Origin of the sequence: Streptomyces sp. CA-210063 (assembly GCF_024612015.1) — a bacterium.
Classification (GTDB): Bacteria; Actinomycetota; Actinomycetes; order Streptomycetales; family Streptomycetaceae; genus Streptomyces.
The window spans coordinates 8,122,712-8,136,769 of the sequence record NZ_CP102512.1 but is presented as its reverse complement, the minus strand read 5'-3'; the positions used below and the strand labels follow the sequence as shown (position 1 = coordinate 8,136,769).

12 protein-coding genes are annotated in these 14,058 nt (G+C 73.7%); all 12 read left to right on the top strand.

Going from position 1 to position 14,058, the window contains the following annotated elements:
* A complete protein-coding gene (locus tag JIX56_RS35510; protein ID WP_257546686.1) occupies window positions 1–1,416 on the top strand; it encodes a class I adenylate-forming enzyme family protein in 1,416 nt (471 codons plus the stop codon).
* A gap of 63 nt (window positions 1,417–1,479) precedes the next feature.
* Window positions 1,480–1,764: an acyl carrier protein gene (locus tag JIX56_RS35505; protein WP_234361230.1), complete on the top strand. Its 285-nt coding sequence runs from the start codon at window positions 1,480–1,482 to the stop codon at window positions 1,762–1,764.
* On the top strand, window positions 1,761–2,093 hold the full coding sequence (locus JIX56_RS35500) for an acyl carrier protein (RefSeq protein WP_257546684.1): 333 nt from the start codon (window positions 1,761–1,763) through the stop codon (window positions 2,091–2,093). Before JIX56_RS35505 ends, JIX56_RS35500 begins: the two co-directional genes overlap by 4 nt.
* A complete protein-coding gene (locus JIX56_RS35495; RefSeq protein ID WP_257546682.1) occupies window positions 2,083–3,570 on the top strand; it encodes a beta-ketoacyl-[acyl-carrier-protein] synthase family protein in 1,488 nt (495 codons plus the stop codon). Before JIX56_RS35500 ends, JIX56_RS35495 begins: the two co-directional genes overlap by 11 nt.
* Window positions 3,567–4,505 carry a hypothetical protein gene (locus tag JIX56_RS35490; protein ID WP_257546680.1) on the top strand — a complete coding sequence of 313 codons (939 nt, stop codon included), beginning with the start codon at window positions 3,567–3,569 and terminating at the stop codon, window positions 4,503–4,505. Before JIX56_RS35495 ends, JIX56_RS35490 begins: the two co-directional genes overlap by 4 nt.
* A complete protein-coding gene (locus tag JIX56_RS35485) occupies window positions 4,492–6,171 on the top strand; it encodes a class I adenylate-forming enzyme family protein (protein ID WP_257546678.1) in 1,680 nt (559 codons plus the stop codon). The genes JIX56_RS35490 and JIX56_RS35485 overlap by 14 nt, the downstream gene beginning before the upstream one ends.
* A complete protein-coding gene (locus JIX56_RS35480) occupies window positions 6,168–6,806 on the top strand; it encodes a hypothetical protein (protein ID WP_257546676.1) in 639 nt (212 codons plus the stop codon). Before JIX56_RS35485 ends, JIX56_RS35480 begins: the two co-directional genes overlap by 4 nt.
* 3 nt (window positions 6,807–6,809) lie before the next feature.
* Complete coding sequence (locus JIX56_RS35475; RefSeq protein ID WP_257546674.1) at window positions 6,810–7,730, top strand: NAD-dependent epimerase/dehydratase family protein; 921 nt, start codon at window positions 6,810–6,812, stop codon at window positions 7,728–7,730.
* A complete protein-coding gene (locus tag JIX56_RS35470) occupies window positions 7,727–9,805 on the top strand; it encodes an FAD/NAD(P)-binding protein (RefSeq protein WP_257546673.1) in 2,079 nt (692 codons plus the stop codon). The genes JIX56_RS35475 and JIX56_RS35470 overlap by 4 nt, the downstream gene beginning before the upstream one ends.
* Before the next feature lie 325 nt (window positions 9,806–10,130).
* Window positions 10,131–11,672, top strand: a complete 1,542-nt coding sequence (locus JIX56_RS35465; protein WP_257551303.1) for a class-II fumarase/aspartase family protein — start codon at window positions 10,131–10,133, stop codon at window positions 11,670–11,672.
* Window positions 11,669–13,270 carry an MFS transporter gene (locus tag JIX56_RS35460; protein WP_257546671.1) on the top strand — a complete coding sequence of 534 codons (1,602 nt, stop codon included), beginning with the start codon at window positions 11,669–11,671 and terminating at the stop codon, window positions 13,268–13,270. The genes JIX56_RS35465 and JIX56_RS35460 overlap by 4 nt, the downstream gene beginning before the upstream one ends.
* Complete coding sequence (fabG, locus tag JIX56_RS35455; RefSeq protein ID WP_257546669.1) at window positions 13,267–13,983, top strand: 3-oxoacyl-ACP reductase FabG; 717 nt, start codon at window positions 13,267–13,269, stop codon at window positions 13,981–13,983. The genes JIX56_RS35460 and fabG overlap by 4 nt, the downstream gene beginning before the upstream one ends.
* Window positions 13,984–14,058: the final 75 nt, after the last annotated feature.

Sequence of the window (14,058 nt, the reverse complement as noted above, 5' to 3'; positions counted from 1 at the left end):
ATGGGCGAACTCGTGGCGGCCGCGGCCGGCCCGGACGGGATGGGTGTCCTGGTCCAGCGGCTGTTCGACGCGCGGGACGACGGTCTGCCCTACCTGACGCACCAACAGGAGACGGTCAGCCGAGGTGAGTTACGGAAGCGGGTGGCCAAGCAGGCCGCCGTGTTCGCCGGTTACGACATCGGGCCCGGCTCCACCGTGGGGCTGCGGACGCCGCCCAGCTTCACCCAGGTCGAGGTGCTGCTCGCGCTGTGGCGGCTGGGCGCGCAGGTGATGCTCTTCGACTTCCGGCTGAAGCCCGCCGAGGTGGACGCGCTCTGCGCCACCTGCCGACCGCAGTTCATGGTCCGGGCGGGCTCCAACGTCCGGGCGGCGTTCGGCTTCCGGCCCGAGTACGAGGTCGCCACCGAGTGCCGCAGGGCCGGGCGGCCGGCCGCCGGCGGGCATCGGCTGGTCCAGTTCAGCTCGGGCTCCACCGGGCGGCCGAAGGTGATCGGCAGGACCGCCGGCTCGATCGCCGCCGAGGTCGAGGCGTTCGCCGCGGTCCCCGGTATGCCGGGCGAGGGCGACCGGCTGCTGCTGCTCAGCTCCACCGCGCACAGTTTCGGGCTGCTCGGCGGGCTGCTGCACTCACTGGCGGCCGGTGTCCGTGTCGTCTTCGCGCCCCGGGTCTCGGCCCGCGACATCCTGCGGACCTCGGTCGAGCACCGGATCACCACCCTCTTCGGAGTGCCGATGCACTACGAACTGCTCGCCGCCGCCCTCGATCCCCCCGAACTGCCCGACCTGCGGACCGCCGTCTCCGGCGGCGAGCTGATGCCCCCGGAGGCCGCCGCGCGGTTCGCCGAGCGGTACGGCGTCGGGGCCGGCGAGGCCTACGGCACCACCGAGACCGGCATCGTCGCCATCGACATCGGCGGCACGCTCCGGCCCTCGGTCGGACGGCCCGCGCCGGGTGTCGTGGTCCGGGAGCACAAGGGCGAACTGGACGTCGCGCTCGCCGAGTCGCCGTATCTCTTCGACTCGGGCGGCACCCAGTACACGGACGGCTGGCTGCACACCCGCGACCGGGCCACGGTCGCCCCCGACGGAACGGTCACCGTGCGCGGCCGCGCCGACTCCCTGGTGGTCATCGGGGGCCTCAAGGTCGACCTCACCGAGGTCGAGCACGTGCTGCGCGCGCACCCGGCCGTCGAACAGGCGGTCCTGGTCCACGAGGACGTCACCGAGGCGTACGTGGCGGTCGCCGCCGGGGCCGCGAGCCCGTCGGCGGAGGAGCTGCTGCGCTGGTGCCGGGAGCGGCTGGCCGACTACAAGCTGCCCCGCGTGGTCCGGGTGCTGGAGTCCCTGCCCCGCACCTCCAACGGGAAGCTGGTCCGCCAGGCGGCGACGCTCCAGGCGGCGGCGAGCGGCGCATAGCCGCTCGCCGGACACCTCTCATACGACTTTTCGCATGGCCTTCGCACGACATTCCACATGGAGATGGCGATCATGAGCACGTCCACCCTGGACAACGAGATCCGCGAGTTCGTCCTGACCACGGTCATCGACGAGATGAACATCCTGCTGAGCCGCGACGGCATCACGGACGAGAGCCCGGTGACCGTCGGCGGCCTCGAGCTGGACTCCCTGAGTCTGATCGAGCTCACGCTGCGGCTGGAGTCGCGGTTCGGCGTGGAGATCCCGGACACCGACATCGAGCCCCTGGCCTCCCTGACCCTCGGCGGGCTGGTCACCGAGGTCGTCGGGCGCGGGGCGAAGGCATGAGCGCGGAAGCCTCCGCACCGGCCGTGCCGGAAGCCTCCGCGCCGCCCGTGCCGGAAGCCTCCGCGCCGCCCGTCATCACCGTCGACACCGTCCGGGAACTGCTGTCCGACCGCAAGATCTTCCCCGGCGTCCCCGACGACCTCGGCGACGACGCCGAACTGGTCCTGGACTCCCTCGGGCTGGTGTGGCTGCTGCATGTGGTGGAGGAGCGGTACGGCCTGGTCGTGGAGCCCGGCGACGAGGACATCGCGGGCCTGACCTCCCTGCGGCGGCTCACCGAGTTCCTGAGCGGGGCCGGGGCGGACGGGGGTGGCCGCGTTGACCGGTGACGTGACGGTGACCGGGTTCGGCGTGCGCACCGCGTTCGGCACGGGCGCGGACGCCCTCCGGCGCGGGGTCTTCGCAGGCGTCCCCTCCTTCGCCCCCACCACCCGGTTCGACACCGGCCCGTACCGTACGCCGATGGCCGGCGCCGCCCCCGACGGCCCCGACGCGGTCGAGGGCTGGGCCCTGCGTCACGCCCTCGCCCAGTGCGGCACGGAGGCACTCGCCATGGCGGACCTGCCGCGCGGCACGGACGCGGCGGTATTGCTGGGCATCGCGGGTGACTGCACGAGCATCACGCGGTACTGGCGGGAGGCGGCGGCGAGGCCGGGGGCCGAAAGGGGCGGTGGCGGCGTCGCGGACCAGGGCGCGGCTGCTGCGCAGCGCCCGGTGACGAACGGACGGCGGGAGGCGGCGCCGCAAGGGCCGCCACGGGACGCCTCCGGGGGCGGGCCGGGCGGAGTGGTCGGGCGTCTCGCCGAAGTCGAGGGGCTCACCGAAGCCGGGGGATTCGCCGAGGCCGGAGGGCTCGCCGAACCCGGTCGGGTGCACGCGCCCCTGAGCGACGCGGCGGCCCGGCCGGCCCGAGCCGGCGGGCTCACCGGACCCGGCCCGGGGCACGCGTTCGGCACCGACCCGGCCCTCGCGGCAGCGGCCGGGCTCGCCGATGCCGTCCCCGCCCACCTCGCCGAGTCGCTGGCCGGGGGCCTCCGGCTGACCGGGCCCCGGCTCACGTTCACCAACGCCTGTGTCGCCTCCGCCGCCGCGATCATCCATGCCTGTCGGCTGATCTCCTCCGGCCGGATCGACGTGGCCGTCTGTGCCGGCGGCTATCTCGTGGAGGAGGAGACGTTCGGGAAGTTCGACTCGGGGCGGGCGCTGTCCCGTGACGGCATGGTGCGGCCGTTCAGCGCGGACCGCACCGGGCTGCTGCTCGGCGACGGGGTCGCGGCCGTCGTCCTGGAGTCCGCCGAGCACGCGCGGCGGCGCGGGGCCCGGCCGCTGGCGAGTGTGGTCGGCTGGGGCGCGGCCACCGACGCCCACCACATCGCCCAGCCGCACCCGGAGGGCGTCGGCCTGGCCCGCGCGGCACGGCAGGCGCTGCGGCTGGCCGGTGACCCGGACGGGGCGGGCCTCGGCTATGTCAACGCCCATGGCACCGGCACCAAGTACAACGACGGTGCCGAGACCCGAGGGCTGCGCGCCGCCTTCCCGGAACGGGCCGAGTCGATACCGGTCAGCTCCACCAAGAGCACCACCGGTCATCTCCTGGAAGCGGCCGGCGTCGTGGAGTTCGTGATCACGCTGCTGGCCCTCATGGACGGCGTACTGCCGCCGACCGCCGGTCTCACCCGGGCGGACCCGGAGTGCGACCTGGACTACGTGCCGAACAAGCCCCGCCAGGCCGATCTCCGCCGGGCGCTCACCATCAACGCCGCCTTCGGGGGCGCCAACACCGCACTCGTCCTGGAGCGGCCGTGACGACGACGGAGAACACGGAGAACATGACAAAGGCCACGTCGGCCGAGAAGGCACCCCTCCGTTCACCCCTCGGCGTCCTCACCACCGCCACCGCGACGCACGGCACCGGGCGCGACGGCGACATCCCGCTTCCCCGGCTGCCCGGGTTCGTGGAGTCGGCGTTCAGCCCGCTGGCGTACGAGGTGGCCGCGCGGTGTCTGACCGAGCGGGCCGATGGGGGCACCTCCCGCTCGAGCGAAGCCGAGCGTGGGGGAGGCACCCGTACGGCGGTCGCGCTGGCGAGCCTGATGGGGGACACCACCACCGCGGACCTGGCGAGCCGGCGCGTGGTCTCCGGGCGGGTCCACAACCCGCTGCTGTTCATGCAGGCCACCGCCAACTCCGTGCTGGGCCACATCAGCCGGGAGTTCGGGATCACCGGCCAGATGTTCAGCCTGTCCACCCTCGACGACCCCGTGACCGAACTGCTGGCCATGGCGGACCTGCTCCTGGAGGACCCGGAACTCGACCAGGTCCTGATGATGGGCGTGGAACTGGGCGGCGGCGAACGGCTGGCCGCCGTGTACCGGGAACTCTCCGCCGGCAGCGACCGCCCGGTCCCGGACCTCCCCGAATCCGCCGGGTCGGCGGTGGCGGTGTTGCTCGGCCGCCCCGGCGCCGGCGCACCGGTGACCATCCGGTCGACGGAGTCGTACGACGGCGCACACCCGGCTCCCGCCGCGCACCCCGGAAGCGTCCAGGGCCTGTTCGACCTGGCCGCCGCGCACCGGCGACTGCTGCGGGACGGCGGCACCCACGTCCTGGTCACCGACCCGCGGGCGCCCGCGTTCCTCCTCACCGCCGATTCCCCAACGCCCCCACACGCCCTCCCCCAAGCGCCCCCGCACGCGTCGCTCCCCGAGGGAAACGAGACGGAGACCCATGCTCATCAGTAGGCAGGAGCGGGCGCGTATCTGCTCCGACACCGAACTCGGCGCCGGCAACATCCTGCAGCGCCTCCGGGCATACGAACGACCGCTCGACGAGCCGGCGTTGCGGACCGACGGCACCTGGCGGGCACCGGACGGCACCCGGCCCGAGGAGCTGACGCTCGGGCAGTTGTACGAGGTGGTCGAGACGTACGCGGGCTGGTACGCGGCCCGGGGTGTGCGACCCCGCGACCCGGTGGCCATCCACTCCTCCTCGGCGGCCGAGTTCGCGGTGAACTTCCTGGCGCTGACGTCGCTCGGCGCCGTCCCGTCGTTCGTCAACGGCAATCTGTCCCCGGAGATCGCCCGGGAGTACGTCCGCCGCCAGGGCGCGGTGGGCGCCTTCACGGACGAGGCGCACCGGAAGGTGCTGGCGGAGGAGGCGTCCGGGCTCGGTTTCCTGGTGACCGCCCCCGACATCCGGCCGGAGCACCGCGCGTCGCTGCCGCCGTCGTACCCGTACCGGCATGACCCGACCGACCCCGTGCTCATCTCCCACTCCTCCGGCACCACCGGCCTGCCCAAGGGTGTGCCGCACACCCACCGGACGCTGATGTACGCCCAGGTGCACCGGCTGCGCTTCTCCACCGGGGCCGACATGGAGCGCACGCTGGTGGGGCTGCCGGGCGCGCACAACGCGATGGTGGCGACGCTGCTGTACTGCCTGCTGCTGCGCACGGACATCAAGCTGCTGTCCAGCCAGCGCGGCACGGACGTGCTGGACGCCATCGAGGAGTTCCGGCCGACGACCGTACTGGCGTTCGCCGGGACCTTCGGCGAGATGGCGGCGGAGGACCTGACGGCACGTGATCTGTCCAGCGTGCAGGTGTGGTTCAACACCGGGGACGCGGCGCACGAGGCGCACATCAGGGCGCTCGTCCAGCACGGGAGCCGTCTTGAGATCCGGCGGGACCTGAGCCGCGTCCCGGTCGACGGCTCGGTGTTCGTGGACGGGCTCGGTTCGTCGGAGGCCGGCTACTCGGTCTTCCACAACCGGCACACCAAGGACACCTCGGCCTACTCCCGCTGCGTCGGCAAGCCCATCAGCTTCGCCGAGGCCGCGGTACTGGCCGAGGACGGCACTCCGCTGCCGCCCGGGCGGATCGGCCGCCTGGGCCTCAAGTCGCCCACGCTCACGCCGGGTTACTGGAACGACTCGCTGACCTGGAACCGGATGCGGCTCGGCGGCTACTGGCTCACCGGCGACCTCGCCCACCAGGACGAGGACGGCAACTTCTACCACCTCGACCGGGCCCCGGACGCCGTCCGCACCCGCGCCGGCATCGTCTTCAGCACCCGCACCGAGGAACTTCTCCTGGCCGAGCTGCCCGGACTCGCCGACTGCACGGTCGTGGGGGTCGCCCCCGACGGCGTACGCGCGGACTGGGACGGCGACGGCGAGGCCGAGGCGTACGCACTGCTCCAGCTCGCGGACGAGAGCGGGGGCGAGGACAGCGGTGACGGCGACGAGGTGTGGACCGGGCGCGTCAACGCCGTGCTGACGGCCGCCGGGTTCCCGCCGGTGACCCGGGCCCTGCGGATGAAGCCCGACGACGTGGCCAAGGGCGCCACCGGCAAGGTTCTCAAACGAGTGATGCGCGACCGTTTCGCCGCCAAGGAGCACCACGCATGAGCACGAACACGGACACCGGCACCGGCACGGACACGGGCACGGGCACGGGCACCGGCACGGGCACCGGCACCGGCACCGGCACCGACGGCGTCAATCACCGCGCCCGGGCGAGTGAGGCGTACCGGCTGTGGTGGCAGCACGACGCCCACTGGTACCAGGGCGTGGCCGCGCGGTTCGGGCAGGAGACCGCGAACGAGATCAACGCGGAGGCGCTGGGCAAGGTCGCCCTGCACGTCGGGCAGCGGGTCGCCCGGCTGTACGGCCCGCTCCCGGACACCGGCGACAGCCGCAAGGACCTGGAAGAACTGCGCCGCCGCTACGACGACTGCGGCGACCGGATGTTCCCGCCGGAACTGCGCAACGCCTCCACCGAGGTCGAGGACGACGACCTGATCGTGCTCACCCTGAGGCGGAACTTCGCGATCACGATGGTCCGGATGGCCGGTTCGCTGGAGGGCTACCGCTGCCCGTGCACCGCCATCCACGCCGGCTGGTCCGAGGGCCTCGGTGTGACCCTCACGGAGAACAGGGCCGAGAGCTGTCTGCGGGACGGCGACAAGGCGTGCCGTCTGCTCATGCGGGTCGCCACACCCGTCGCACCCATGGCACCCGTCGCACCCGGTTCGGAGGGCTGAGGCATGCGGGTACTCGTCGCCGGGGCCACCGGAGTGGTCGGACATCCGCTGGTGGGCGCGCTGCGGGCGCGGGGCCACCAGGTCAGCGCACTGGTACGGCAGAGGTCCCGGGGCCGGGCCCCCGAGGCGGACGAGGTCGTGGTCGCCGACGCCCTCGACCGCGAGGCCGTGCTGTCGGCGGTGTCGGCCGCCCGGCCCGAGGTGGTCGTCCACCAGATGTCGGCGCTGCGGCTGCTGCGCGACGATCCGCCGGGTGCCTTCGCCCTCACCGCGCGGCTGCGCACCGAGGGCACCGCCCATCTGATCGAGGCGGCCCGCGCGGCCGGCGCGCGCCGGCTGGTCGCCCAGTCCATCGCCTTCGCCGCCGCCCCGGCCGGCGCCCCGGTCGTCGACGAGGACGCGCCCCTGTACGTGGACGCCCCCGACCTCGGCTGGGCCTCGACCGTACGGGCCGTCGCCGAGCTGGAACGGCAGGTGACGAGCAGCGGCCTGGAGGGCGTGGTGCTGCGCTACGGCACCCTGTACGGCCCCCGCACCGCGTACGCCCGTACCGGCGGTACCGCCCAGTCCGTACTGGCCGGACGGCTCCCCCTGCCCGGCGGCGGATCCGGGATCATGTCGTTCCTGCACGTCGAGGACGCCGTGGGGGCGGCCGTGGCGGCCGTCGAGTCCGATGCCACCGGCGTGTTCCATGTGACGGACGACGACCCGGCCCCGGCCGCGCAGTGGCTGCCGCACCTCGCCCGGATGCTCACCGGCCCGTCCCCGCGTACGGTTCCGGCGGCCCTCGCGCCCCGGCTCCTCGGCTGGTTCATGGCCCATCAGCTCACGTCCGCGCACGGGGCGGCCAACGACCGGGCCCGTACGGCACTGGGCTGGAAGCCGACGAGACCGAGCTGGCGCGACGGGCTGGGCCAGGAATGACCGGCCCTGATGCCGCCCTCGCCGTCTGTGTGATCGGCGCCGGTCCGCGCGGCCTGTCGGTGCTGGAGCGGATCTGCGCCAACGCCGACGGGATCGTGCGGCCGGTCGAGGTCCACCTGGTCGATCCGTACCCGCCCGGCGCGGGCGCGGTCTGGCGCACCGACCAGCCGGGCGAACTGCTGATGAACACGGTCGCCTCCCAGGTGACCCTGTTCACCGACGACAGCGTGGCCTGCGCGGGGCCGTCGGTGCCGGGGCCCAGCCTGTACGAGTGGGCGTGCGCGATCCGCGACGGAGCCCTCGGCCACGACCTGCCGGCACGGGCCCTGGACGAGGCGCGGCTGCTCGGCCCCGACACCTATCCGACCCGCGCGTTCCACGGCCACTACCTGGAGTGGGTCTTCCGGCACCTCTTACACACGGCCCCGCCGCACGTGACGGTCCACACCCATCCCACGACCGCGATCGCCCTGACCGACGACATCGCGGCCGGCCGGCACGAGGGCGCTCCGGACGGACGGCTCGACGGGGCCGGGCGGCAGGGCCACGCCCCGGGCGGGCCGCAGGCGGTGGTCCTGGAGAGCGGTGACCGGCTGGCCGGGATGGACGCCGTGGTGCTGGCCCTCGGCCACGGCGCCCTGACCCCGTCCCCGGAGGAACGCGCGCTGCGCTCCTTCGCCGACCGCCACGGCCTCACCTATGTGGCCCCCGCCAACCCGGCCGACGCCGACCTGAGCGGAATCGCGCCGGGCACCCCGGTCGCCCTGCGCGGCCTTGGCCTGAACTTCTTCGACTGCCTGGCCCTCCTCACCGAAGGCCGCGGCGGCACCTTCAAGGAGGCCCAGTCCGGCCTGGTCTACCTCCCGAGCGGCAACGAGCCGGTGCTGTACGCCGGTTCGCGGCGCGGCATCCCGTACCACGCCCGGGGCGAGAACGAGAAGGGCGCGCTCGGCCGCCACGAGCCCCGCTTCCTGACCCCGGACGTCATCACCGGACTGCGGCGCCGCGTGGCCACCGGGCACCCCATCGGGTTCCGCCAGGACCTCTGGCCGATCGTCGACCGCGAGGTGCGGACCGTCTACCACGAGGCGTGGATCCGCGCCGCCCAGGGCCCGGGGGCCGCCGAGGAGTTCGTACGGTCGTGTCTGGCGGGTGGGAGCGGTGAGGAGGCGGCCCTGCTCGACCGCTACGCCGTCCCGCCGGGCGAGCGATGGGACTGGGCGCGGATCGAACGCCCTTACGGCCAGCGGACGTTCACCGACCGCGCCGACTTCCGGCACTGGCTGCTGGAGTATCTGCGGCGCGATGTCGCCGAGGCCCGGCTCGGCAATGTGAACGGTCCGCTGAAGGCCGCGCTGGACGCGCTGCGGGACCTGCGCAACGAGATCCGGCTCGTCGTCGACCACGGCGGTGTCGCCGGCGAGTCGTACCGCACGGAACTCGACGGCTGGTACACCCCGTTGAACGCCTTCACCTCGATCGGCCCGCCCGTCTTCCGTATCGAGCAGCTGATCGCGCTGATCGAGGCGGACGTGCTGCGGGTGATCGGCCCGGGGATGCGCGTACGCGCCTGGGCGCCGGGCCGCGACCACGGCGGTGCCGTCGGCGAGGGCACCGACGAGGGCGGTTTCCTCGTGGACGCGGAGCTGGTGGACGAGCCCCCGGTCCGGGTCGGGGCCCTGGTCGAGGCACGGCTGCCCGCCGTCGATCTGCGGCGCGGCGCCGACCCGCTGTTGCGGGGGCTGCTCGCGGCCGGCGCGTGCGCACCGTACCGGTTGGACGGTTATGAGCCGGGCGGGCTCGCGGTGACCGCCGGCCCGCCCCGGCTCGTGGACGCGGCGGGCCGGACCCACCCACGCCGGTTCGCCTTCGGCGTCCCGACGGAAGGCGCGCGCTGGGTGACGGCGGTCGGCATCAGACCCGGCGTCGGCTCGGTGACGCTGGAGGACTCGGACGCGATCGCGCGGGCGGTGCTCGGGCTGGCGGGAGCGGAGGAGCCGGGGGCCGAGGCCCCAAAGGCCGCCGCCACGTCGGCAGCACCTCAGACAGCAGGCACAGGGAGTCGAGGAACTTGAATCCTCCCCCAGCTGAAGCAGAGGGATTCCTGGCTCACGCTGCCTGCGGGGCAGCGACCCGACAGGTCTTCCACGATCAACACCAGCCGGGTTGAAACCAGCCCGGTCTGACACGGCAAAGCTTGGAGGTGCATGTGCTGTCTTGGCTCTCGATCAGCACGGTGTACGCGCTTGGTTCTCGCAACGCACGGCCTGCAGCTTACCCGGTCAGGTGGACGGGGTTTCGCCCTGGAGGCGAAACCCCGTTTCCTGCTCTGCTCCGCGGTAGCCCGATTCCTCCCTGGCCTGAAGGCCGAGGCATCCTCGGAGGAACCCAGTGAACGCGATGTCCGTGGGCACCGACGCGGGCCTGCTCGCCCCCACGTGGGCCGGCACGCCCGTGGCGGCCGAGGTGACCGACGAGGCCTGGCTGCAGGCCATGCTGGACGCCGAGGTGGCGCTGGCCCGCGCCCAGCACGCGGTCGGACTGACGCCGGCCGCCGCGGTGGAGGCGATCGCCTCGGCGGCGCGTGCGGAACGGTTCGACCTGGTGGCGCTGGCCCACGCGGCCCGGGCCGCCGCCAATCCGGTGGTCGCGCTGGTGACCGCCTTCACCGAGGCCGTCGCCGTGCAGGACCCGGCCGCCGCGGAGTATGTGCACCGGGGGTCCACCAGCCAGGACATCCTCGACTCGGCGGCCATGCGCATCGCCCGCCGGGTGCTCGACCTGATCGCGGCGGATCTGTCACGCGTCGGTGCGGCCTTCGCCGCGCTGGCCGACACCCACCGCCGCACCGTCATGGCGGGCCGCACGCTGGCCCAGCACGCCGTCCCCACGACCTTCGGTCTGAAGGCCGCGGGGTGGCTGCGGCTGATCGCCGACGCACAGACCCGAGTAAGGGCGGTCGCGTATGCGCTTCCGGCCCAACTGGGGGGAGCGGCAGGCACGTTGGCCGCGTACCGGGAGTACGCGATGGTGGACCGTGAGGGCCAGGGGGTGGGCAGCTACGGCCCGGTGGGGGCTGATCGCGCCCGCGCGGCGGAGCCTCATGTGTCAGAGCCCCGCGCCCCTGAAGAGGCGCTGAACCGGGCCGGTGGCGGCAGCGGAAGCCTCGACGAGGGCGGGGTGGAGTTGCTCGCCCCCTTCTCCGAAGCCCTCGGCCTCGCCGAACCCACGCTCCCCTGGCACACCGTCCGCACCCCCGTCGCCGAACTCGGCGCCGTGCTCCAGCTCGTGACCGGAGCGCTCGGAAAGTTCGCGCTGGACGTGCAGACGCTGTCCCGTACGGAGATCGGTGAGCTGTCGGAGCCGGCGGCCGTCGGGCGGGGTGCCTCCTCGGCCATGCCGCAGAAGCGGAACCCCGCGCTGGCCACACTGATCGTGTCGGCGGCCCGGCAGGTCCCCGCGCATGCCCTCGTCCTGGCCCAGTGTCTGCTCGCCGAGGACGAGCGGCCCGCCGGGGCCTGGCACGCCGAGTGGCAGCCGCTGCGGGAGGCGTTGCGGCTGGCGGGCGGCGCCGCGCACACCGCCGTCGAACTCGCGGAGGGCCTGATCGTCCACCCGGACCGTATGCGGGCCAACCTCGAACTGACCGGCGGTGCCCTCGTCACCGAACGCCTGACCGTGGCCCTGGCCCCGGTGCTCGGCAAGGCCCGCGCGAAGAAACTCCTGACCTCCGCCTCGGCCGAGGCCGCCGACACCGGCCGCCCGCTCCGTGACGTACTGGCCGCCGACCCCGAGGTGTCCGCCCGGTTCGCCCCCGCCCGGCTCGCGGAGCTGCTGGACCCGACCCGGTACACGGGCGCGGCCGAGGCACTGGTCGACCGGGCCCTGTGGAGACATGACGTCGCGCGCAGCCACGAAGAGAACAGCGGAGGCATCCTGTGAGCACCGTGAGCCGGACGACCGACGAACCGGCCACCGCACCCACCCGCTCCTGGCCCGTCCTCGTGGTCGTGGTCTGTGCGCAGATGCTGATCTGGCTGGACACCTCGATCCTCAATGTCGCCGTCACCACCCTCGCCGACCCGGTGGACGGACTGGGCGCGACCCCCGGCGAACTGGAGTGGGTGGCGAGCGCCTACACCCTGGTCGTCGCCGGCACCCTCTTCGCGGGCGGCGCGCTGGCCGACCGTTTCGGGCCCCGGAACACGCTCCTCGCCGGGCTCGCGCTGATCGGCGTGGCCTCCGGCGCGGGCGCGTTCGTGGACAGTCCGGCATGGCTGATCGTGGCGCGGGCCTTCATGGGCGCGGGCAGCGGTCTGCTGATGCCCGCCACGCTGACGGTCATCGTGCAGAGCACCCCGGAGGAGAAACGCACCCGGGCGATCGCGATCTGGAGTTCGTCGAGCGGACTCGGCGTGGCCATCGGCCCGGTCGTGGGCGGGGCGCTGCTCAGCCACTTCTGGTGGGGCTCGGTGTTCCTGGTCAATGTGCCGATCGTCGCCCTGTGTCTGCTGGCGGTCGTGGCCGTCGTCCCCGACCTGGGCGGCTCCCGCCGCCGGGTGCTCGACCTGCCGGGCCTCGCCCTGTCGGTGCTCGGCCTGGGCGGCGTCGTCTACGGCATCATCGAACTCGGCAACGGCCGGACCTGGTACGGCCCCCACGTACTCCTGCCCCTGCTGCTGGGCGGTGTCCTGCTGGCCCTCTTCGTCGCCGGTCAGCGCAGGTCCCCGACGCCCAGCCTGGATCTGCGGCTCTTCCGGCAGCCGGGCTTCACGGCCGGCAGCCTGGTGCTGCTGATCGCCTTCATGGCGCTGGCCGGTCACCTGTTCTACGCCGCCTTCTATCTCCAGGGCCCCCGCGGCCTCTCCCCCGCCGACGCCGGGACCGTCATGATCGCCGCGGCGGTCGGCATCGTCCTCGGCAGCCAGGCCTCCCCGGCGCTGAGCCGTCGGCTGTCCGCCCGCTGGACGGTGGCGTCCGGCGTGCTGGCCACCGCCGCCACCTACGTCGCCTACGCCGGGCTCGACGGGCGGACCCCCCTCTGGGTCGTCGCCGTGCTGCTGTGGATCCAGGGCTTCGGCATGGGCCTGGTCGGCACTCCGGTCACGGCCGTGATGATGCGCGGGGTGCCGCCGCAGCTCGCGGGCGCCGGTTCCGCCGTCAACAGCGTCACCCGGCAGGTCGGCGGCACCCTCGGCGTGGCGATGGCCGGCTCGATCCTCTCCGGCGTCTACCGCGACCGGATGGCCGACGCCGAACTCCCCGGCACCACGCAGGGCCTGTCACCGGCCGCCGAGCAACAGGCCCGCACCTCCGCCGAAGCCGCCCGCTCCCTCGCCGATTCCCTGAACCTGCCCGAACTGGCGACCACGGCCGACCGCGCCTTTCTCGACGCGATGTACGCCGCCACGCTCGCCGTCGCCGCCCTCGCCCTCCTCGGCTGCGCCGTGGCCGTCGTGGGCCTGCGCACCCGTGCGGCACCCGGAAGTCCGGAGCACACACGGTCGTTGGACATGGCACGGAAAGGGAACGCACGATGACACAGCCGACAGCTCGCTCGGTCTTCGTCACCGGCGGAAACAGGGGCATCGGACTGGCCATAGCCCGCCGTTTCGCGACCGCCGGGGACCGGGTCGCGGTCACCTACCGAGGTGAGGAGCCCCCCGCGTCCGAAGGATTCCTCGCCGTACGGTGCGATGTGACGGACAGTGGCCAGGTCGACCAGGCCTTCAAGGAAGCCGAGGCGGCCCATGGCCCGGTCACGGTCCTGGTCGCGGGCGCGGGCGCGGCCCACGACCGGCTGCTGGTGCGGATGACCGAGGCGGACTTCACCTCCGTCCTCGACACCAACCTCACCGGGGCCTTCCGTGTCGCCCAGCGCGCGGTGCGCGGCATGCTCCGCGCGGGCCACGGCCGTATCGTCCTGATCTCCTCCACGGCCGCCCTGCGCGGTGCCCCCGGCCAGACCAACTACGCGGCGGCGAAGGCGGGCCTGATCGGCTTCGCCCGCTCGCTGACCCAGGAACTCGGCCCCCGCGACATCACCTGCAACGTCGTCGCGCCCGGTCTCACCGCGACCGACATGAGCCGCGCCCTCACCCCGGACCAGCGCCGTGAACTGCTGCGGAGCACCCCCGCCGGGCGCCTCGGCACCCCCGAGGAGGTCGCCGACGCGGTGGCCTTCCTGGCCACCGCCGGTTATGTACGCGGCGCCGTGATCCCCGTCGACGGGGGCGCCGGGCTGGGGCATTGAGGTCCGGCGAGACCCTGGGTGTCACGAACACGGAGACCCGCGGGCACCGGGCTTTCCGGCCACCGAGACCCGGGG